Below are 20,877 nucleotides of genomic sequence, written 5' to 3' on the forward strand. Positions count from 1 at the left end.
TCTCGTCCCCTGAATCAGGCAATGGCCAGTAAAGTGTCGCCGACGACAACACTGTCGCCTTCACGAACACCCACGGAAGTGACCTTGCCACCGCGCGGCGCCCGCACTTCGGTTTCCATCTTCATGGCTTCCAGAATCAACAGCACGTCACCTTCATTCACCGCATCGCCGGCAGCCACATTCACTTTCCAGATATTACCCGCGAGAGGAGCAGGCATTGGCTCACCTTCTCCAGCAGAGCCAGCCGATCCGGCAGGTTCAGCAGCAGGCGTTGCCGCAACCGGCGCAACACTGGAAACATCGCCACCTTCACTCACTTCAACTACATAGCTATTGCCGTTTACCTTCACGCTGTAGACGCCGGTATCGGAAGCAGCGGCTTTCTTCGCTACTGTCGCAGCAGGTGCTTTTTCTTCAGCCTTTTCAGCCCCCGGAGCAGGTTCAAAGGCATCCGCATCACCACGATTCTGCAGGAACTTCAGGCCGACCTGTGGGAACAGGGCATAAGTCAGAACATCGTCTACTGCATCAGAAGCCAGCTTGATACCCTTTTCACCAGCCACCTCTTTCAGCTCAGCGGTCAGCTTATCCATCTCTGCTTCCAGCAAATCCGCTGGACGACAGGTGATGGCTTTTGCACCATCCAGTACACGCTCTTGCAGTTCTTTATTAAACGGAGCGGGTGCAGCGCCGTACTCGCCTTTCAGAATACCCTGAGTTTCCTTGGAAATAGACTTGTAACGCTCGCCGGTCAGAATGTTCAGCACTGCCTGGGTGCCGACAATCTGAGAGGTTGGAGTGACCAGCGCGATCATTCCCAGGTCCTTACGAACACGAGGAATCTCTTTCAGCACTTCGTCAAACTTGTCAGAAGCGCCCTGCTCGCGCAGCTGGTTTTCCATGTTAGTCAGCATGCCACCCGGCACCTGGGCGACCAGGATACGGGAGTCAACACCGCGCAATGCGCCCTCGAATTTAGCGTATTTCTTACGCACTTCCCGGAAGTAGGAAGCAATTTCTTCCAGCTTACCCAGATCCAGACCCGCATCACGGTCAGTACCCTGCAAGGCCGCAACAATAGACTCGGTTGGAGAGTGACCGTAAGTCATGGACATGGAAGAAATAGCCGTATCCACACGATCGATACCTGCTTCCACCGCCTTCAGGATGGACATGGAAGACAGACCGGATGTAGCGTGGCAGTGCAGCTGCAACTCCAGATCAGTTTCTTTCTTCAGGCGCTTCACCAGATCGAAAACGTCGGCAGGCGTAATGATGCCAGACATATCCTTAATGCACAGGGAGTCAGCCCCCATATCCTCAATCTGCTTCGCCAGACTCAGCCACATATCCGTCGTGTGTACTTCGCTGGTCGTATAAGACAGAGTACCCTGGGCATGACCGCCATGACGCTTCACCGCCTGCATCGCCTGCTTCAGGTTACGCGGATCGTTCATGGCGTCGAAGACACGGAATACATCCATGCCATTCACACAGGCACGCTCAATAAACTTGTCAACAACGTCATCAGCGTAATGACGATAGCCCAGCAGGTTCTGACCCCGCAGCAGCATCTGCTGCCTGGTTTTGGGCATGGCCTTTTTCAGGGTGCGCAGACGCTCCCACGGGTCTTCCCCCAGAAAACGGATGCAGGAATCAAAGGTCGCACCGCCCCAGGTTTCCAGGGACCAGAAGCCAATATCGTCCAGTTTTTCAGCAATTGGCAGCATATCTTCAAGACGCAGCCGGGTCGCAAACAGTGACTGATGTGCGTCACGCAATACAACGTCGGTGATACCCAGTGGTTTTTTTACATTGGCCATTAGTAAAGGATTCTCTCTGAATGACAAGTTTTAATTACACAAAATTTTTTCATGGCTCTCGCGCCGGGCGCTTTCAGCTCACAGTTTATTCCGATGCATTTTGATAGCAGCGGTGATCGCAGCAACCAGCTCAGTATCACCAGAGGCCGTCGCAGCAGGTGCGGCAGCCTTTGGCGCTGGTGCCGCCGGTAAAGGGTCTGGAAAAAAGCGGTTAACCACTTTCGACATGGTTGATGTCACACCCACCAGCGCCGTCAGGAACAGGAATACGAACCCCATTCCAAACAACATGAGGTTCACACCTTCCAGTAACAAACCCGATGAAACCATACGTCTCTAATCCTCTGCCTGATAAATGAGCAGAGGTGGTCTCTGCCGTTATTGTTGCGATTGTACTAACGACATACGCCGCAGCTTCGCGGGTGACAATCTGCAACAACAGCACGAAATTTGCACTAACCCAAGTCAATAGAACTGCATTCTTTAAAAAAATTTTGAGTGGCAGACACAGTTTGTTGCACTGGATAATTCTGATAAATTCCACTCGGGCAGGCTCCTAGCTGCTGACATTCACACAAACCGTTCATACCATCAACCAAGCATGCCACACTCATGAACCACATCACTCTCGCCCCAATGGAGGGCGTTGTTGACTATTTATTACGGGAACTGCTCAGTGAAATCGGGGGCATCGACCTGTGTGTCACCGAGTTTATTCGTGTGACCGATACTCGTTTGCCGACATCCGTTTTCCATCGTATCTGTCCGGAACTGAAACACGGCTGCCAGACCCGGGCCGGAACACCGGTTCATATCCAGTTTCTTGGCAACAATCCGCAGTTACTGGCACTGAATGCCGCCAAAGCCGCAGAAATTGGTGCTCGTGGAATCGACCTGAACTTTGGCTGTCCCGCAAAAACCGTTTGTCGCCACAAAGGCGGCGCCATCCTGCTACAGGAACCAGAGCTGATTCATGACATCGTAAAAGCTATTCGAAAGGCAGTACCAGACGAGATGCCGGTAACGGCAAAAATACGCCTGGGCTATCTGGATGGAGACCTTGCCATTGATAACGCTAAAGCCATAGAAGATGCGGGCGCAAACGGTCTGGCCGTACACGCCCGGACCAAGCTGCAAGGCTACAAGCCTCCTGCCTACTGGGAAGATATTGTGGCGATTCGGGAAGCGGTAGACATCCCGGTGGTGGCCAATGGCGATATTTTCAGTGTTGAAGACGCCCGCCGGTGCCGGGAAATTACCGGCTGCCAGCGCATTATGGTGGGGCGTGGGGTGCTACGTAATCCCGGCCTGCCAAAAGCCATTGCCAGCAGCACTGCTGACAAACATCATTGTGACGAGCAGCATTATGGCGAGCAGCGCTGGCATCAATCATTGGATATACTGCAACGTTTTACCCGCAAAGTGGTGCAGGTTGCCGAATACCCGGAAGCGGATCACCCTTATGGCATCAACAACCCTAAGCGCTACCTGGATGGACGCCTTAAACAATGGTTAAGCATGATGAGCAAAACCTCCGAACAGGCACGCCAGCTGTTTGAGCAAATCAAAAGAGAAACCTGCATCCGGGGAATGTCTGAAAAAGTATACAGAGCCACTTAATCAGCACTATTCAGGAGGGGCTATCAGCAATATACCTGGCTTTTGGCTTTTGGCTTTTGGCTTTTGGCTTTTGGCTTTTGGCTTTTGGCTTTTGGCTTTTGGCTCTTGGCTCTTGGCTCTTGGCTCTTGGCTCTTGGCTGTTCATACAACCATCGAGCAACAACTAACAGCTAACAGCTAACAGCTAACAGCTAACGGCTAACGGCTAACAGCTAACAGCTAACAGCTAACAGCGGTATATTCGAAGTTAATACCATGACAAGCGATCCAAAAAACATAAGCCTGAGTCATGCCCGACTGGAGTGGCGAGACAATGGCCAGCCTGTGTCCAGCCAGTACAATGATATTTACTTTTCCACCGAGTCCGGAGTGGAAGAGACTTTTCATACCTTTATTAAGCCAAACCGGCTTCCTGAACGTTTTATCAAGTTGAATGCCGGTGAGTGTTTCAGCATCGCAGAAACCGGCTTTGGTACCGGGCTGAATTTTTTATGTGCCTGGCAGCTGTTTGATGAGCTGGCGGTTGACGGTTCGCGACTGCACTTTATCAGTACCGAAAAGCACCCGTTGCAGCAGAAAGATTTCCAACGGGCACTGGCACTCTGGCCAACCTTGCAGAAACAGGCTGCGGAACTGGTCAACCTCTACCTGCCTGCCTGCCAGGGACAGCAGCATTTTGTCTTTGCTAATGGTCGTATACGTCTCACCCTGCTGATTGGCGATGCTCTGGAAACACTGACGGACTATTCAGGCAAAATCGACGCCTGGTTTCTGGACGGGTTTACCCCCTCAAAAAACCCTGATATGTGGCGGCCTGAACTGTTCGACACCATAGCCTGCAAAAGTCACGGCCAAACGACTTATGCCACTTTCACAGCGGCCCGAACGGTACGTGACAACCTTACCCGGTCAGGTTTCAGTGTGGAGAAGATTCCGGCCTTTGGCAAAAAGCGGGATATGCTGCGAGGACAGTTCCTGCAACCCACACCGGTATCCTCTATCCGCCCCGAGTGGCAATTGCCAAAGCCCCCCGTAACCAAACGACAACAGGCTGTTGTTATCGGTGGCGGGCTGGCCGGCACCAGCACCGCCCGATCTCTGGCTGAACGGGGTTGGCAAGTCACTCTGCTGGAACAGCACGAGCAACTGGCCAGCGAAGCTTCCGGTAATCCCCAGGGCATTCTATATGCCAAACTGTCTCCCCATCACACGCCACTCAGCCGGTTTATTCTGCAAGGCTATCTGTACAGCATCAACCGGCTGAACCAGTTACAAGACCAACATTCGCCCTACTGGTACCAGTCCGGTGTCATTCAAATGCCAGTCTCGGACAAAGAGCACAAACGCTATCAGGCTCTGGCTGAACAATTCCCCAAAGACCTGCTGTTTATGGCGGATTCTGACCAGCTGGCAGAGTTAACCGGGTTCAGGCTTAACCGGAGCGGACTGGTATTTCCTGACGCTGGCTGGGTGAAGCCAGCTCATTTGTGCCAGTCACTGGCTAACCATCCAGCCATTCAGACAGAAACGGGGTACAGGGTCACAGCCCTTAAAAAAGAAGGCTCTGAATGGGTTTTGCTCAATGAGCAGCAGGAGACCATCATACGGTCGGAAGTCGTCGTCGTGGCAGGAGGGGTTCACAGCCATCAGTTCCCGCAGCTGGAGCACTTACCGGTAAAATCCATTCGGGGACAACTCAGCCAGATAGCAGAAACAGCCAGTAGTAGCAGGTTATCAGCCTGCCTGTGCAGTGAAGGATATATAGCGCCAGCCTGCGATCATGAACACACAGTGGGCGCTACCTTTGATTTTAACGACGAATGTCTTTCAGTTCGAAAAGAAGACCATCAACGCAACCTTGATATGCTCTCCAGCCAGATGCCAGAAGTCTATGTCGCACTGGGGGAAAATCGCTCAGGCCCTGACAAACCAGACGTAACAGGTGGGCGCACCGGTTTTCGTTGCACAACCCCTGACTACCTGCCTTTGGTTGGGCCGGTTATCAACAGAGATTCATTTATCAAACAGTTTGCCCCTTTACGAAAAGACGCTAAAGCCCTGATTGATGACAAAGCAGACTATCTTGAAGGGCTGTACGTGAATACCGGACACGGTTCGAGAGGGCTGATCACCTGCCCCCTGTCCGGGGAAATCATTGCATCCATGATTTCAGGCGATAGTAATGTTGTTGAAGACTCACTGCTAAAGGCTCTCAACCCAACGCGATTTTTAATCAGGAACTTAATCAGGAGCACTGTCTGAGGTAGTCAAAATCAGCCACCCGTAAGTAGTTTGCGAACCGCGAAACGTATATCTACTCAAGGCAAAAGTTAAACAAAGTCACTACTTTTTGTGTATCGCTTTAATTGCTCCTGAAAAATACTCGTTCAGCAAACTGCGTCCGGACAGCACTCCCCTCTTCGAGTCTGTCCGGTTTTTTTTACTATAAATTTCTGCTGCTCACCCCCCTCCCCGCTTTTATTCTTCCGGTTCTTGACTTTTCCCTTCGGGCTTCTACCTTTTACCAGGGTCTGTCCTTACGAACACTAAAATAATTCAACTGCTCCGTTACCCATAAATACCCTATAAAGATATAAAAGAGCTGAACTGACTTATGAAAACCCCCGACTTTCGACTTTTCCATACTAAGTCGTGCTTGTATCTGTTACTGACTATTTCATTCTCTTCTTTTGCTGACATTCAGTCTGACACTATTCCTGCTGGCACTAGCCTCAGAATCAATTGCGATAGCTTAAATTCATTTCCGCATCCTTCCCTGAAGCCACCGTTCACACTCAGCAACAAAAGCGCCTGCCATTTCGTAAACCCCACAGTAGCCGACAGAACATCATTGATGCTCCCGGTGCTGCCGAAAGGCTCGTCGGCGCCATCAACTGCCACCCCCTCCCTGCACTCAGATTTATCTGCCGGGTTCCCGCAAAGCCCTCAAAGTCTGGAGACCCATAACTTGCCAGACCGCTCCAGCCTGTCAAAAGCCAACCTGGCAGACCAACTAATCCCAGAATCAGCCCCGGACAATGTACGGCGCAAACTGGAGCAGCAACTAAGCCAGGCCAGCCGACACCATCAACGGGCAGGCAGGCAAAAGACAAACCGGGTTTCTACGCTGTATTTGTCCATGACTGATCAAAACATGAGAGTGGTCATAAAGCCGGGGCAGCCCGTGTCTGAACCCACGCTGAGTCAACTTTATTCCGGGCTGGTTAACCTTTTGCTGAAGCTGCAACTACAGGCTCTCCCTCTGGATAAGCTGCTCGAAACAGCATCAAAAAACGCTGAGCCCATTGTGGCTGCAGCCGGAAGCAATGGAGACGATGATCCTGACAAAGGCTTCACCCCCCCTCCCCCTGAACTGACTCTTATTATATCCGGCAATGAGTTGCCGCCATGGTCATGGCTACCTGACCTTTATAACCAAAGCCTGCTGCAAAAGCTGGAATTACTAAGAAGACTCAGACAAAGATTGCAGCAGGCGATCACAAGTGGCCAAAGGGATCTGCCAGCGATTCTGCAAGACCGGATTATGATTATCGAAGCCGATCTGTCCAACCTGGCAACCAATAGGGCAGAAGCCGATTCAAACCCGGCATTTCAAACCCTGCTGCTGGCGGGGCTACAGGATGACACTCTGGAACTGCTACAACACGAAGACCATACCCTGGCTAATCAACTGGCTCAAAACCCGACGACAGCCGGAGTCGATCCGGCCACGGTTATCAGCGACACCAGTCATCCGGCTTCTGAAAATACAGCACTGTATGATGATTGGCAGGCAAGCCCTCCCGGTCTGATATACGCCGAACTGAAAAGACGGCTGTCGCAGCTATTGACAAAATCTGATGCAAATGCAGAAGCATTAACGCTTCTAACCAGCAATATTCAGTTGCTGCTTCAAACATTGAGGGATATCAACCACGGACAACTCCCTGTCCGGCAGGCGCGGGGCGTGGATCCCCAGGGCAAATCCTATAAGGCCGCAGTAAGCAATAGCAAGGAGCTCGCCAGCGACAGCGCTGCCGCCGGGTCGTCGCAAGCCAGCAATAACGACGAGCAGGGTGCAGGTGGAGGTGGAGACGATGGCCCTACGCCACCGAAGAAGCCGCGTCATACATACAGTTCGAGTTGCCCCCTTTGTAATGGTGAGCCTTGCCATGAAAATCAAGCCACATCAGAACCGGTCAGAGGGGCAGAGGCCTATCAACCTGACTGTCCGGGTCAGTTAGAACAGCAGGCAAATGAAATTGTTAAACACTTCATCGATAAATTATCATTCGAGTTATTAAATATCCGGAGCGAATCAAGCACTGCAATATCTCCTGTCAGCCTGGCTCCGGTGCTAGGCATGCTCCTGGCCTCTATGGAAAATAATAACGACAAGGAAGACGTTCTGTCTCTTGCCAGTGGCTCTTTAACACCGGAACTGGAATCGGAGATACATCGGTCGCTTAGCAGATTCAGTCGCACACACCCTTTTGGTAATAACCGGATGGTTAACACGATTAATTTCATTGCATCCAATTGGCCTAAAAGCAATCAAAAGCTTACAAAGATATTATCCGAAGCCTATGAAACACAGATACTTATGGCTAATAAACATAAAAGTGTAGAAGAGGTTGCAGATGATTTCATAGAACAAAAAACTAATGGAAAATTCACCAATTTCTTTAAGGACATAAGTGAAAAAAATAATGATGAAGGAATTGATACTGCCATAGTAAATTTACTTTTATTTCAGGGAAGTTGGCAGAATAAATTCGATGAGAAGAACACTTCAAGAGGACGTTTTTTGCTTGCAGATGGCAGGGAAGTCACGAATGTTAAAATGATGTGTCAGCCGGGTAAATATCAGCTTGCTGAGAAAAATGGTTTTTCTGTCATCAAAAAAAGATTCAAGCCTGATAACGGTGATGAATTTTCTCTCATTGCGATAAAAGCGGAACGCCATGGTAATAAAACCATAAAAATGATTGATCAAGCAACCTTGGAAAATTTAATTAAAGCCGTAAATAGAGTCAGGGAACGTAAAATAAATTTTCTACTTCCCCAAATAAAAATAGAAAGCAATCCTATCAATCTTTTAAGTCATATCAATGATATCCTGAGTACTGAAATAACACCGGAAAAACTTTCAAGGTTAGAAATGAAAGATAATAGTATTCTGAGAATTTTTCAGGAAATCAAGGCTTCCATTAATGAAAAAGGAGCCAGTGTCGAAGTAGTGAGTTCTGCAAATATATCTAGCAGATCTGGAACTACTGCTATTGTTACAGAAACATTTATGATAAACAGTCCCACCCTAGTTATCATCCAGGATGAGAATGGTATTAAACTTATCAGTTTCACAATAAATGATAATGAATATCTCGTTACCTATGGGGATCCGGAATTCTCTACACCTGTTCAGCCTGCCTCTACCGAAAAAACAGAAAAAACAGAAAAACCAACTCTAAGCCCATCTTCCCCCTATCAATGGAAGAAATATGAGCCAGATGAGCAATATGAGCAAGAACTCAGCGGAAAAATAAATAAAAAACTAAACCCAGAGCGTGATTTAGCTATCACCAAAATAGAACTGGATAGCACATATATAGATATCCATGTCAGCAGTAAAAATGACGCAGAAAAACTAATGAAAAGATTAAAAGAAACTCTACAAACACAGTTCCATAATTTTCTTCGTATTTATGGAGAGTTAACTGGCAATATTTATGTGGAAGTTTTATTCTCAGCCAAGACAGAATTAATTAAGCAGCTTAACGAAAATTATTAGTCTATTAATTCACGTCGGCTAGCGGTTCCCAGCCTGCCCCGTAGCCGACTTGATTGACCTCAGGGCAGACAAACCCCGGTTCCACCGAGACCACAGTAGCCATTCACATTCTTTGCCAGATACTGCTGATGATAATCCTCTGCGTAATAAAAAGAGGGAGCCTGCCGAATCTCTGTCGTTACTTTGCCTTTACCACTGCTCGTCATCGCCGCTTGATAAGCCTCCTTCGACGCTTCTGCCAGATGTTGCTGCTCCCTTGTGGTGGTAAAAATAACAGAACGGTACTGAGTGCCAATATCATTGCCCTGACGCATCCCCTGGGCAGGGTCGTGTGATTCCCAGAACAGCTTCATTAGCGCTTCCAGAGTGATCACACCGGAATCAAATACCACCATCACAACTTCAGCATGACCTGTACCACCTGAACAGACCTCCCGATAAGAAGGGTTCGGCGTGTAACCACCGGCATAACCAACCGCTGTCGTCCACACGCCAGGCTGCTTCCAGAACAGTCGTTCAGCCCCCCAGAAACACCCCATCCCCAGATAAATCTCTTCACAGGACTCAGGAAACGGAGCCACAATAGATCGCCCATGAACAAAATGTTGCCCGGCCAGAGCGATTGATTTTTCTCGCCCGGGCAATGCCTCATCGGCTGAAGGTATAATCTGCTTGCTGTAAATTGCCATGAATCACTCCAGAAAAGCTGTCTTGAACAAAGCTCATCGCATCATAAGGGCAGGATCGAGCCGAACCTCAAACCAGTTTACCCGCCAGTCAAGGTGCGCGCCCGTTACACGTCCCGTCGCACCTATTTCACCTATCAGCTGACCACGCTCAACGGTTTCACCCTCTGTAACACTAATAGCACTTAAATGCAGGTAACTGCTGGAAATCCCAAGTCCATGGTCAATCACAATAGTGCCACCCGAAAAATACAGATCTTTATCCGCCAGCCTGACAATACCATCTGCCGCAGCAATAACGGGCTCCCCTTTTGGCGCAGCAAAGTCCAGACCATAATGCGGCCTTCTGGGTTCACCATTAAAAAAACGCTGACTGCCATAAACCCCGGTAATACGTCCCCGTACAGGCTGACTAAAGCCAGAAAAAAAGTCCTTTCCTACCGTATTAAACTGCCGGGACTGTCCTACCTCTTTTGCTTCATCCCGAATACGATCTATCACCTCCGGGGCAGGATGAACGTATTTTTTTTCAACTCCGTTGATATGCTGAATAGTGTATTCACGGGGCTTCAGGGCCAGATTAACCCGCTCTGAACTGCCATCTTTATGGATAAGCCTGAAGCTCTGTTGTAAATTAGCATCTCGCCCGAAGCCAATAATAAACTGCCCGTCCCCGGAAACTCGAACTTGCCGATTCTTGTATTGTACCTTTGTGCCAGGTTGAACAGACCCCACATAAAAGCCCCCCGGTTTTAGTCTTGAACTGAGCCGGTTAGCGTCGCTCGCTATAACCTGAGGCGAGCAGATTAAGAGCAATACAGAAAGCGTTCTTATCATCAAAATTATTTCCTTTTTGTAAATCCGCAGCTCACTCCAGACGATATAAAAAAACGGATACTAATACCAATTCCCTGCAATTTTCAAAAACTATGCTAATTTCAATCGAGTCAAACAGGTTACTGCGGGGTAACTCAGCTCTTTTTACCCGGAAAGTTATTCAGAGCTAATCTCGGCGGGATGCTTCTGTGACAACAAAAAAATTCAAAACAACTGTTACCATTCTTTGAGGATTCAGAGGAAAACGCCTCCATGAAAATACTTCGTGCTTCAGCTCCTGTCTTGATGGTTGCTGCCGCCCTTCAGGGCGCAGTTGTCCATGCGGTATCACTGGAGGAAGCGATTACACAAACCCTGGTAAGCAACCCTCAGGCACAGGCATCTTACAATCGCTATCAGGCTAGCCAGGAAAGCGTCAGGGCAGCCCGTGGTGGTTATCTGCCTACATTAGACTGGAAAGCCGGTATCGGGCATGAACGCCTTATTAATCCCACAACAGAAAAGAAAGGAACCGACCAGAAAGATTTCAGGCCCAGGGAAAATGCCCTGATCCTGAACCAGAACCTGTTTGATGGCCTCTCTACCACCAACGAATACCGCAAAACTCAGGAGCTGCAGCACGGTCGCAAGGAACAACTGCGTACCAAGGCAGAAAGCCTCGCTCTGGAGGTTGCTGACATCTACTTGAAGCTGCTGGAAACCCGCCAACAAATGACGCTGGCAAAAAGCAACCTGGCTTCCCATGAACGCATCTACAAACTGATTCAGCAACGCTATGACCAGGGGGTTGCCAACCAGTCTGACCTTTATCAGATTGAGGGACGTCTGGCCCGGGCTCGCGCCAATATGATCAGCACCCGTAATAACCTTGAAGACGCTGAGATTCAATACCTGCGTCTGGTCAATCAGACCGCTGATAACCTGATCATGCCCCGTATTGATGAGCGGGTTCTGCCAGCCGATCTGGAGCAGGCGCTGGCTATTGCCCTGCAGGATCACCCTGCGATTCAATCCAGCAACTTTGACCTGAGCGCCTCTCAATATGGCTATGACCAGACCCGGAGCGCCTTTCTGCCCTCCATTGACCTGTCGCTGAGCCAGCGCTGGGACAAAGATATTAACGGTAAGACAGGCCGTCATGAAGATACCATGGCCATGCTGACCATGAAGTACAACCTCTTTCGTGGAGGTTCCGACAGCGCCCGTCGTCAGGAAGCGGCTTACCGCGTAGAAGAGAGCCATGCCATGCAGCAGGATACTCAACGCATGGTCAAGGAGACCCTTAGAATGGCCTGGGCTGCAATGGAAAACCTGACCGCTGAAGAACCCTATTTAAAAAAACACATGGACGCCAGTGCTCAGACTGTAAAGGCTTATCAGAAGCAGTTTGAATTGGGTAAGCGTACTCTACTTGACCTGCTGGACAGCGAGAACGAAAACTTTCAGGCTCAACGCTCATACACGACAGCTGTACACCGTAGCCTGTATGCCCGCTTCCGGGTGCTTAATGGTCTTGGGCATCTGATGCAGCAGTTGAATATTGGGCTGCCCTCCAGCTGGCAAATCGTAGACAGCTGATTTTCCACTTCCCTGACATGGACGTCCCAGCCTCTTTTCAACCAACTTTTTTTGCTGATATCCTAGAAGAGTAAGGGGGACAGCAATCAGAAACATATCGGGCTATTGGCTGTTAGCTGTTAGCTGTTAGCTGTTAGCTGCTCATACAGCCAAAAGCCAAAAGCCAAAAGCCAAAAGCCAAAAGCCAAAAGCGGTATATTCTAAGCTTCAGCCCCCTGACCAATTACAACAATAAAAAAGGATTCAGCTATGGACCAGATCATTCTTGCCGCTTCCCTGATTACCCCCGCACTCTATGGCTTTGGCCTGCTCCTGCCACTCTGCAAAGATTAATCTACCCTCAGGCAGAAGCTTCAGCATAGGTGACAACCTGCTCAGACTTCTGCCTGACACTGTCACTCAGTTGACCTGCTACTGTCCTGCAAAACTTATCCACCCGCCTCCAGTCGGTATACTCAATATCCTTCGACGTATCCGTACTCCCCCCGGTCAGTTTCATAATCAACTGAATCGCCAGTCTGCTAAACAGACCATAACGGGAATACAGCAGGGCACCCGCAAATACATCAACCAGACCGGGTTGCCACCGGGTTCTACCGAGATACTTTTGCAAATAACGATTATTATCCGGGCGACTGCGTTGCGGTTTTCTGGCCGTGAGATCGACGGAAAAGAAAAAGCTGGGCCTGCTATTCAGGGTTTGATAGTTGCGCTCAACAAACTGACAAAATTTCTTATGATGATGTCCATACCGGATGGAGCAACCTAAGATAAATGCATCAAAGTTATCCAGATCAATACTGGCGGACGGCTCCCCGACGTCAAGCACTGTTGTTTGAAAACCACACTGCTCCATCTGTGTTTTTACAACATTCAGAATTCTGGCCGTCTGACCTTCACGAGTTTGATATAGCAAGGCAATTTTTAACATGTGCAATAGACTCGCTCTGTTTTTCTTGAAGCGATTGTACCAGTAAAAAAGCAGGGTATTACAGGGCAGCATTTGTAAAACTGTTTCATACTGAGGCAGCGTTTTTGAAAACAGGCTGTTGCTTTGAGCCCAACAATCTATCAAACCATCTTATCCGATCTGATCACGCCGTTATGGGTGACTTATTGCCAGAGAGTTCCCCAGGCTCTGAAGATTTATCATTTACTGGAAGGACACAACAAGCGGGTAATTCACGATCATATCAGTCTCCGAACCGTGAATTTACCATGGACTTCGAGCTCCGTGCTAACAGAGCAGCTGGAACAATTTGGCTATTGCATCAGGGACAGAGCCAGCTGCCCCAAAGATCATCTTGAACTTTACTGGCTTCACCACCCGGCTCTGGAAGTGCCTGCCATCTTAATTACTGAACTGGATGTACATTGCCTGAGTCAACCCTCTCAGTCGATAATGACACAGATAACCAGTGAGAGCAGCAACCCTGCACACTGGAGCCTGGATCAGACTCCGCCCCACAAGCCAACCCTGCAGCAGTTTGAAACCTTACAGTCTGACAATGAAATAGCTGCCTGGTTCAGCCTTTTTGGCACGTCAGCCCACTATTTTTCGGTCAGTGTTAATCATCTTGGTCGACAGAACGATATGCTCAAACTGGTCAAGCTGTTAATGGAAGAAGGCTTCGCTCTTGATAATCGTTCAGGGCTAATCAGGGAGTCAGCGCATCAGATGATCGAACAGGTGATCAGCCTGCCCGATCAGATGGAAGTCAACTTCGGCTCTCAGGAGAAAGCCAGAGTCTCAACCGGCTGTTATCATTTTACTCTGCGATTCAAAAATCCATCCGGAAAGCTGTATAAAAAGTTCTTTTCCTGCACCAAAGCCGATTAGCCGTCTATATTAAATCCATCACAAACATAAAACACTGATGCCTCAGAAGCGGCTTTGCTCTGCAAACGATAAAAGCTCATGCATTCCAACAATATTCTGAAAAACACAACCGGATTTGAAAAGCTGGGTCTATTCCTCTGGTTACTGGCTTTTATTCTGATTTTTGCCAAGGTTATTCTTGAGCCAGGCAGCCACTCCGTTGTCGACAACTATCTGCTGGGTGGGCAGCGCTGGACAGATAGAGTAGCTCTCTACTCCGGTCCCGGTGGTTTTATCTACACACCGCTTTTCGCTGTACTCTTTACTCCGTTCCTGCACATTTCCGAAGCCATGACTGATCTGATCTGGCGGTTATTTATTATTATCCTCTATCTCTATGCCCTGATCTGCCTGATCTATATGATCAATAATCGTTCACCCGGAACCCTGGGCAAATGGCTTGGCATGATGAGTATCATTGCCGTGCCTATTGCCTTCTCTGGTTTTCGCAACGGCCAGGTGAATGTCATCCTGACAGCCGTTATGGTGCTGGTGGTCTGTCAGATCGCTGAAAAACGCTGGAACAGCGCCGCACTCATACTGGCACTGGTGATGAGCCTGAAACCAACCTTTATCGTCTTTTTCCTGCTGGCAACAACACTGTTTCGCCCTTTATGGTTCAGGGTTCCCCCCCTTATGCTGCTGTTTCTGGCACTGCCCATACTCTTTGGCGGCTGGGAATACAGCTGGCAGCAATACATCAACTTTGTCGATATGGCGCAGTCTGCCATGCACCATGGTGTCCATACCCAGAATTTTGCCAGCCTGTTCAATGTATTTCAGGTATTTGGACTCTTTATCTCTGATCACTCGCAGCACCTGATTAAAGTTATACTGGCCGGTGTCACCTGGCTGTTGTGCTGGTTTGCCATTCGACAGTTTGATATAAAAACAGCTCTTCTCTACCTCCTGACACTGGCTTCCTGCTATCACCTTATGTTCAACCCCCGAAGCGTTAATACCGACTACATTATTCTTGGAACCGTTCTTGCACTATGGTTCGCCTGTGCCATCTATCTGTGGCAGAACAAATATCTGGCGATAGCTGTCGGGCTTATTTCGCTGGGTGTATTGCAAGCGTTTGAGCTATCAAGATGGCTGGTGCCAGGCAGCACCAGCTGGGTCAATCCGTTAATGGGTTTAACCTTTACCCTTCTGGTGGTCTGGCAACTCTTTCATAAACGACAGTTCATCAGTGATACGCAGGTTGAGTAGAGCGAAACGTTTTTCAGATTTCTCTGCGTTATCTCTCGCTACCTGCTATGCTCAACGCACAAAAAATAAACAGGTGTACGCATGAATCAGGATAAAAACAATGATGACCTCTGGAGTGCCGTTAGCCGCATAGAGATCAGCGTTAAAAACTCGCAGAACCATATTAAAAGACTGTTCCTACACAGCACTCGGCATGAAATAGCTATCGAATTACTGGCTAAGAAGATTGATGCGAACCAACAAGAAAACCGTGAACGCTTCGACCAGATTGACAAACGCTTCGAGCAGCAAGACAAGCGCTTCGAGCAACAAGACAGCCGCTTCGACCAGATTGACAAACGCTTCGAGCAGCAAGACAAACGCTTCGACCAGCTTGAACTTCTCATCCGCCAACTGATTCCCAGCGCCAACAATTAACACGCCACCTGACTCATGCTTCCAAACCGGTCGCCTCAGGCGGCGCTGAAGCAAGAGTCAGGTTTTGGCTTTATGAATGCCGTAAATCGCATGATCGAGAATCCTGTCTCCTACCTTTTCCCGATGGGTGATGATTCCTTCCAGCTGCATACCAAGACGCTCGCAGACAGCCCTGCTTGGGCGATTGTTCTCTGCTGCTGCAATTTGCACTTTTTCCATGCCAAGTTTTGTGAAGGCATAATCGATAAGGTAACGGCATACACGAGTGATAATCCCATTGCCTTGATATTGCTTTCCTATCCAATAGCCCATTTCAACCATTTTGAGAGGATGATGAATAGCGTTTAATCCACAGTTACCAACGATTTGACCGCGAAACTCAACAGCGCAGGTCATAGCCTTGCCATCTGCGTATTTATGAAGAGACTCTTTCACAAACTCTTTAAAATCATTCTGGCTTTTACAAAACCCTGGCCATTCCAGCCATTCTGAAAGGTATTCATTATTTTCTTCCAACAACTCAACGTATCTTTCAGTGAAGGCTTCATTGACGAGATACAAAGAAATCTCATCATCAACAACTAATTTGAACACTCAATACTCCTTTCTTATATTTTTCGCAGTCAGCGTGCTGGAAGTTACCCTTTATACAGCTTGGGATTAAGCACATCCCTTAACCAGTCACCCAGCAGATTAATCACCAGAACCAGTACCACCAGCACCACACCGGGAATCACGGTAATCCACCAGCTGCCGGAAAAAATATACTGAAAACCACTGGAAATCAGCGCCCCCAACGAAGGCTCTGACACCGGCATACCCAAACCAAGAAACGATAATGCCGCCTCACTGATAATGGCATTGGCAATCTGCACCGTTGAAATCACCAGAATGGGTGACAGACAATTAGGCAGAATATGTCGGAACATGATGCGTCGACTACCCAGCCCCATCACCCTGGCCGCTTCTACATACTCTTTTTTCTTCTCGGCCAGCACAGAAGCCCGAATGGTTCGGGCATATTGAGGCCATTCAGCAATACCGATCACCAGAATCAGCATTAACATCGCCAACCGGTTATACAGTTCCGACCCAAAGGATGCCTGAAACACGGCCAGCACCACTATCGCCACCATCATGGTGGAGAAGGATAACTGGATATCCGCAATTCTCATCAGAAAACTGTCGAGCCGCCCCCCGAAATACCCTGCCATCAAACCCAGCGTAATGCCCAGAACCGCTTGCAACAGGACTGCAAACAAACCAATCATCAACGAGATTCTGGCGCCATAAAGAATGGTACTCAATAAATCCCTGCCCTGATCATCGGTTCCCAGCAGAAAACGTTCATCGCCGTATTCAGCCCAGGTCGGGGGCAGCTCTGAATCCATAATATCAATACTGGCAAGATCGTAAGGGTTGGTAGGCGCAATCACGGGAGCCAACACCGCCGCCCCGACCAGCAAAAGAAATACACAGGCCGACACCATGGCCACCCAGTCACGGGTAAAGCTATACCAGATATCGGAATCTTTAACTCTTTGCCAGCGAGACACTGGCTGTTGCATTGTCAGTTCACTCATTGTGCGGTCCTTGCCAGATTTACCGTTGGATTGATCAGCCCATAGAGAATATCCACAAGGGTATTGACGATCACAAAAATGCCACCCACCACAATCAGGTACGCCACAATCAACGGCGTATCAACCCGGTGAACCGCTTCGAGGAACAGAAAGCCCATACCCGGCCACTGGAAAACACTCTCGGTCAGAATGGTATAGGCAACCATTGTCCCAATTTGCACCCCTCCCACTGTCAGTACCGGCAGCATGGTATTTTTAAGGGCATGAACAAAATAAACACGAACTTTTCTCAGCCCCTTGGCTTTAGCAAACTTCACATACTCCGTATGCAGCGCTTCCACCATTTCAGAGCGAATCAGTCGAATAAACAACGGCAGCATAATACTGGCAAGAGCAAAACAGGGCAGCACCAGGTGCAGTATCCCGTCTTTAGAGAAGTAACCACTCTCCCAGAGACCAAAGACAGAAACCAGCTCACCCCGCCCATAGGAAGGCAGCCATCCCAGTTCAATAGAAAACAGGTAGATGCAGAAAATAGCGGTCAGGAAAACAGGGATGGAGATGCCCAGAATACTCACCCCCAATATCAGCCGGGTCAGCCAGCTATTGGGACGAATGGCGCAGTAAACCCCTGAAGGCACCGAAATAAAGACGATTAATAAAGTAGCGCCGAATACCAGTTCCAGCGTTGCCGGAAGTTTGTCCATAATCACCTGCAAGGCAGGCTCTTTGAAGAAATAAGACGTTCCAAGATCACCGCGAACCGCCTTCGATATAAAACGTCCATACTGAGCCAGAAACGGGTCGTTTAACCCCATTTCTTCTCGTAAAGCCTGGCGCTCCGCTTCAGATACTGACTGCCCCACCATCTCACGCAGTGGGTCACCCAGGTTATCCTGAATAGAAAAGCTGATCAGACTGATGACAAACATCACCGCCAGTCCCTGAACCAGCCTTCGAAATAAAAACAGCAACATAATACAACCCGGTCGTTTAGTTTAAATCTTCCTGAAACAGCGGTTGCTCACTATCATCTAACGAATAGTTAATGAACAACCGCCCGACCCTTACTGGGTCACCACCAGGTCACCGAGGTATGGGAAATTCATAACATTGACGACGCTCTCAGCCTGCACACCCTTACCTGCGCCCCAGGCCAGGTTCTGCCAGTGCAAAGGCACATAAGCCGCTTCTTCATAGAGAGTACGTTCAACATCCTGAAGAATAGCCGCGCGTTTAGCCAGATCGGTTTCCTGATTGGCTAAACGAATCATGTCGTCTACCTTGTGGTTACAGTAGTTGCCGCTGTTATATTGACCCCAACCGGTTGACTCATCAGTACAGGCAGTCAGGTACTCGGTAAAGTTGGCAGAATCTTCAGTATCAGAGTGCCAGCCAATCATCATAATGTCCGCAGCACGCAGATCAAATTCTGGCCAGTACTGAGCTTTTGGAATCGTCTTCAAATCCACCTTGATATTGATCTTTGCCAACATACTGGCTGCCGCCTGAGCAATACGGGCATCATTAACATAACGGTTATTCGGTGCCAGCATGGTGATACTGAAGCCCTTTTCATAACCCGCTTCTTTCATCAGCTGCCTGGCCTTTTCCAGATCGTACTGAGGCTTCAGACCTTCAACGTAACCCGCATAACCTTTAGGCCCCTGCTGACCTGCTGCGGTAGCAAAGCCGCGCATAACACGGTCAACAATCCCTTTATTATTGATGGCGTAGTTGATCGCCTGACGTACACGTTTGTCTTTAAAGGCTTCTACACGTTCCTGATTCAGTTGCAGTGTAATTACTCTGGTTCCGGGCAGAACCACCAGTTCAGAGTTGGAAGAACGGTAAATACGATTATGGTCGTTAGGTGGCACAGGGAAAATAAAGTCAACATCACCCGCCAGCAGGGCTGCAACCCTGGTAGGGCCTTCCTTGATCGGTGTCAGGGTGATGGTCTCGACATTACCCGGAGACTGTTTATCCCAGTAGTCAGCAAATCGCTTATAGTCTGTTCTGACCCCCTGTTGACGTCGCTCAACAATATATGGCCCGGTGCCGGAAGCATTGCGGGAAGCAAAGGAACCTGCGTGTTTGACCAGACGGTCTTTTGGCTGCCCCTTGTCGTCATCGCCGGTATAAAACTCACTGTCCATTGAGAAGATGTACGTGGCATTATTCAGCACCAGCGGGAACGGCTTTTTCGTCACCAGGTCAATGGTGTAATCATCAATCACCTTAAGTTCCGCAAAGGCTTCAAATATGGCCTTGTAATCCGGGCTGCTTCTCAGGCGATCAAAGGTCCACTTCACATCTTTGGCCGTAAAATCATTACCGGAATGGAACTTCACGCCCTGACGCAGATGAAAACGCATGGTCAGATCATCCTTACGCTCCCACTTTGTCGCCAGACGAGGCTCAAAGTTCATATCCTTATCCCAGCGCACCAGCGGATCAAACAGCAAATGGGACATTTGCAGCGTTCCACCGGACAGTTGTTCATGGGGATCAAGGGAGACCGGGTCAGAGTCATAAGCCACTTTCAGGGTTGCGGCCTGTGCCCCTACAGCCAGTGTTGTGGCAAGCACCATGCCTGCCATCGACTTAAGGATTTTTTTCATTATTTCCCTCCTGCGGGACTGTTTTTGTTATATGACAACTGACGTCAAACCAGGGCGAACCCTGTATTCCGTTGTCGTAACGGGCTTTTACCTTCTGCTTGTCCTTCTACATCCAGGCCTTCCCGCGAAAACTGATGCATTTGTGGCATCAACTCAATCAGGCTTCGGGAATAAGTGTGCGCCGGTTGGGTAAACAGTTGCTCAGTGTCGGCTATTTCAACAACAGCCCCCTGCTTCATAACCGCCACCCGGTCACACATCTGGCGAATAACCGGCAAGTCGTGGCTGATAAACAGCATGGTCAAATTCAACTCGTCCTGAAGGTCTTTCAGCAGGTTTAAAATCTGTGCCTGAACAGACACATCCAGGGCTGAAGTCGGCTCATCACAGATCAGCAACCTTGGTCGTGTCGCCAGAGCCCTGGCAATGGAAATACGTTGCCGCTGACCGCCGGAAAATTCATGGGGATATTTCACGCCTGCCTGACTGCCCAGTCCTACATGATCCAGCAGGTCGGCAATAATTTGCCGGATCTGCGACTCCGAATTCGCAAGACCATGGAAGCGTATCGGTTCAGCAATAATGTCATTGACTTTCATCCGCCCATTAAGGCTTGAATAGGGATTTTGAAATACCATCTGAATCTGTCGTCTGATGGGACGGCGACTTCTGTCATCCAGCCTGCTGATATCCCTGCCGGCGTAAACAATCTCGCCACTGTCTGGCGTATAAAGCCCGGCGATAACCCTGGCAATAGTTGACTTGCCTGAACCTGACTCTCCGACCAGTCCAAAAGTTTCCCCTTCCTGCACAGAGAAGGAGAC

General features: G+C 49.0%; 17 protein-coding genes. 7 read left to right on the forward strand and 10 right to left on the reverse strand.

Annotated elements, in window-relative coordinates; translation table 11 throughout:
• Nucleotides 1–14 precede the first annotated feature (14 nt).
• The gene (gene oadA, locus NX720_RS03435; RefSeq protein ID WP_262599390.1) at nucleotides 15–1,823 is read right to left on the reverse strand and encodes a sodium-extruding oxaloacetate decarboxylase subunit alpha; all 1,809 of its coding nucleotides are present in this window, start codon (nucleotides 1,821–1,823) and stop codon (nucleotides 15–17) included.
• A gap of 78 nt (nucleotides 1,824–1,901) precedes the next feature.
• Nucleotides 1,902–2,153 carry an OadG family protein gene (locus NX720_RS03440; protein WP_262599391.1) on the reverse strand — a complete coding sequence of 84 codons (252 nt, stop codon included), beginning with the start codon at nucleotides 2,151–2,153 and terminating at the stop codon, nucleotides 1,902–1,904.
• 282 nt (nucleotides 2,154–2,435) lie between these two features.
• On the opposite strand from NX720_RS03440, the gene NX720_RS03445 reads away from it, so the two are divergent.
• The 3 genes from NX720_RS03445 (at nucleotide 2,436) to NX720_RS03455 (ending at nucleotide 9,234) form a co-directional block, all read left to right on the forward strand.
• On the forward strand, nucleotides 2,436–3,443 hold the full coding sequence (locus NX720_RS03445; protein ID WP_262599392.1) for a tRNA dihydrouridine synthase: 1,008 nt from the start codon (nucleotides 2,436–2,438) through the stop codon (nucleotides 3,441–3,443).
• A 255-nt stretch (nucleotides 3,444–3,698) separates the two neighbouring features.
• A complete protein-coding gene (gene mnmC, locus NX720_RS03450; RefSeq protein WP_262599393.1) occupies nucleotides 3,699–5,705 on the forward strand; it encodes a bifunctional tRNA (5-methylaminomethyl-2-thiouridine)(34)-methyltransferase MnmD/FAD-dependent 5-carboxymethylaminomethyl-2-thiouridine(34) oxidoreductase MnmC in 2,007 nt (668 codons plus the stop codon).
• 877 nt (nucleotides 5,706–6,582) lie between these two features.
• Nucleotides 6,583–9,234, forward strand: coding sequence for a serpin family protein (locus NX720_RS03455; protein WP_262599394.1), 2,652 nt, complete (start codon nucleotides 6,583–6,585; stop codon nucleotides 9,232–9,234).
• Between the two features lie 59 nt (nucleotides 9,235–9,293).
• Here the strand turns inward: NX720_RS03455 and msrA are convergent, their stop codons facing one another.
• A complete protein-coding gene (gene msrA, locus NX720_RS03460) occupies nucleotides 9,294–9,923 on the reverse strand; it encodes a peptide-methionine (S)-S-oxide reductase MsrA (RefSeq protein ID WP_262599396.1) in 630 nt (209 codons plus the stop codon).
• Between the two features lie 33 nt (nucleotides 9,924–9,956).
• The gene (locus NX720_RS03465) at nucleotides 9,957–10,655 is read right to left on the reverse strand and encodes a M23 family metallopeptidase (protein ID WP_262599397.1); all 699 of its coding nucleotides are present in this window, start codon (nucleotides 10,653–10,655) and stop codon (nucleotides 9,957–9,959) included.
• 354 nt (nucleotides 10,656–11,009) lie between these two features.
• On the opposite strand from NX720_RS03465, the gene NX720_RS03470 reads away from it, so the two are divergent.
• A complete protein-coding gene (locus NX720_RS03470) occupies nucleotides 11,010–12,335 on the forward strand; it encodes a TolC family outer membrane protein (protein WP_262599398.1) in 1,326 nt (441 codons plus the stop codon).
• A gap of 340 nt (nucleotides 12,336–12,675) precedes the next feature.
• Here NX720_RS03470 and hemG read toward each other — a convergent pair whose 3' ends face one another.
• Complete coding sequence (gene hemG / locus NX720_RS03475; protein ID WP_262599400.1) at nucleotides 12,676–13,338, reverse strand: menaquinone-dependent protoporphyrinogen IX dehydrogenase; 663 nt, start codon at nucleotides 13,336–13,338, stop codon at nucleotides 12,676–12,678.
• A 51-nt stretch (nucleotides 13,339–13,389) separates the two neighbouring features.
• Here hemG and NX720_RS03480 point away from each other — a divergent pair, with 51 nt between their 5' ends.
• The 3 genes from NX720_RS03480 to NX720_RS03490 all read left to right on the forward strand — a co-directional run bounded on the left by NX720_RS03480 (nucleotide 13,390) and on the right by NX720_RS03490 (nucleotide 15,846).
• Nucleotides 13,390–14,175: a DUF1338 domain-containing protein gene (locus NX720_RS03480; protein ID WP_262599402.1), complete on the forward strand. Its 786-nt coding sequence runs from the start codon at nucleotides 13,390–13,392 to the stop codon at nucleotides 14,173–14,175.
• 78 nt (nucleotides 14,176–14,253) lie between these two features.
• Nucleotides 14,254–15,429 carry a glycosyltransferase family 87 protein gene (locus tag NX720_RS03485; RefSeq protein WP_262599403.1) on the forward strand — a complete coding sequence of 392 codons (1,176 nt, stop codon included), beginning with the start codon at nucleotides 14,254–14,256 and terminating at the stop codon, nucleotides 15,427–15,429.
• An 81-nt stretch (nucleotides 15,430–15,510) separates the two neighbouring features.
• Complete coding sequence (locus NX720_RS03490) at nucleotides 15,511–15,846, forward strand: hypothetical protein (RefSeq protein WP_262599404.1); 336 nt, start codon at nucleotides 15,511–15,513, stop codon at nucleotides 15,844–15,846.
• Nucleotides 15,847–15,903: 57 nt separating this feature from the next.
• On the opposite strand, the gene NX720_RS03495 is transcribed toward NX720_RS03490, so the two are convergent.
• The 5 genes from NX720_RS03495 to NX720_RS03515 all read right to left on the reverse strand — a co-directional run bounded on the left by NX720_RS03495 (nucleotide 15,904) and on the right by NX720_RS03515 (nucleotide 20,865).
• Entirely contained in the window at nucleotides 15,904–16,440 is a 537-nt protein-coding gene (locus NX720_RS03495; protein ID WP_262599406.1) for a GNAT family N-acetyltransferase, read from the reverse strand.
• A 44-nt stretch (nucleotides 16,441–16,484) separates the two neighbouring features.
• Nucleotides 16,485–17,429 carry an ABC transporter permease gene (locus NX720_RS03500; protein WP_262599408.1) on the reverse strand — a complete coding sequence of 315 codons (945 nt, stop codon included), beginning with the start codon at nucleotides 17,427–17,429 and terminating at the stop codon, nucleotides 16,485–16,487.
• Nucleotides 17,426–18,406: an ABC transporter permease gene (locus NX720_RS03505; protein ID WP_262599410.1), complete on the reverse strand. Its 981-nt coding sequence runs from the start codon at nucleotides 18,404–18,406 to the stop codon at nucleotides 17,426–17,428. Before NX720_RS03505 ends, NX720_RS03500 begins: the two co-directional genes overlap by 4 nt.
• 90 nt (nucleotides 18,407–18,496) lie before the next feature.
• The gene (locus NX720_RS03510) at nucleotides 18,497–20,053 is read right to left on the reverse strand and encodes an ABC transporter substrate-binding protein (RefSeq protein WP_262599412.1); all 1,557 of its coding nucleotides are present in this window, start codon (nucleotides 20,051–20,053) and stop codon (nucleotides 18,497–18,499) included.
• 44 nt (nucleotides 20,054–20,097) lie between these two features.
• Nucleotides 20,098–20,865, reverse strand: a complete 768-nt coding sequence (locus tag NX720_RS03515) for an ATP-binding cassette domain-containing protein (protein WP_262599414.1) — start codon at nucleotides 20,863–20,865, stop codon at nucleotides 20,098–20,100.
• Between the last annotated feature and the right edge of the window lie 12 nt (nucleotides 20,866–20,877).

It is taken from the genome of Endozoicomonas euniceicola, assembly GCF_025562755.1.
Taxonomy (GTDB): Bacteria; Pseudomonadota; Gammaproteobacteria; order Pseudomonadales; family Endozoicomonadaceae; genus Endozoicomonas_A; species Endozoicomonas_A euniceicola.

Coding starts and splice junctions, on each gene's coding strand:
- oadA (WP_262599390.1), bottom strand. CDS start 1,823: ATGGCCAATGTAAAAAAACCACTGGGTATCACCGACGTTGTATTGCGT.
- NX720_RS03445 (WP_262599392.1), top strand. CDS start 2,436: ATGAACCACATCACTCTCGCCCCAATGGAGGGCGTTGTTGACTATTTA.
- hemG (WP_262599400.1), bottom strand. CDS start 13,338: ATGCTGCCCTGTAATACCCTGCTTTTTTACTGGTACAATCGCTTCAAG.
- NX720_RS03505 (WP_262599410.1), bottom strand. CDS start 18,406: ATGTTGCTGTTTTTATTTCGAAGGCTGGTTCAGGGACTGGCGGTGATG.
- NX720_RS03490 (WP_262599404.1), top strand. CDS start 15,511: ATGAATCAGGATAAAAACAATGATGACCTCTGGAGTGCCGTTAGCCGC.
- mnmC (WP_262599393.1), top strand. CDS start 3,699: ATGACAAGCGATCCAAAAAACATAAGCCTGAGTCATGCCCGACTGGAG.
- NX720_RS03485 (WP_262599403.1), top strand. CDS start 14,254: ATGCATTCCAACAATATTCTGAAAAACACAACCGGATTTGAAAAGCTG.
- NX720_RS03500 (WP_262599408.1), bottom strand. CDS start 17,429: ATGAGTGAACTGACAATGCAACAGCCAGTGTCTCGCTGGCAAAGAGTT.
- NX720_RS03455 (WP_262599394.1), top strand. CDS start 6,583: ATGACTGATCAAAACATGAGAGTGGTCATAAAGCCGGGGCAGCCCGTG.
- msrA (WP_262599396.1), bottom strand. CDS start 9,923: ATGGCAATTTACAGCAAGCAGATTATACCTTCAGCCGATGAGGCATTG.
- NX720_RS03470 (WP_262599398.1), top strand. CDS start 11,010: ATGAAAATACTTCGTGCTTCAGCTCCTGTCTTGATGGTTGCTGCCGCC.
- NX720_RS03440 (WP_262599391.1), bottom strand. CDS start 2,153: ATGGTTTCATCGGGTTTGTTACTGGAAGGTGTGAACCTCATGTTGTTT.
- NX720_RS03510 (WP_262599412.1), bottom strand. CDS start 20,053: ATGAAAAAAATCCTTAAGTCGATGGCAGGCATGGTGCTTGCCACAACA.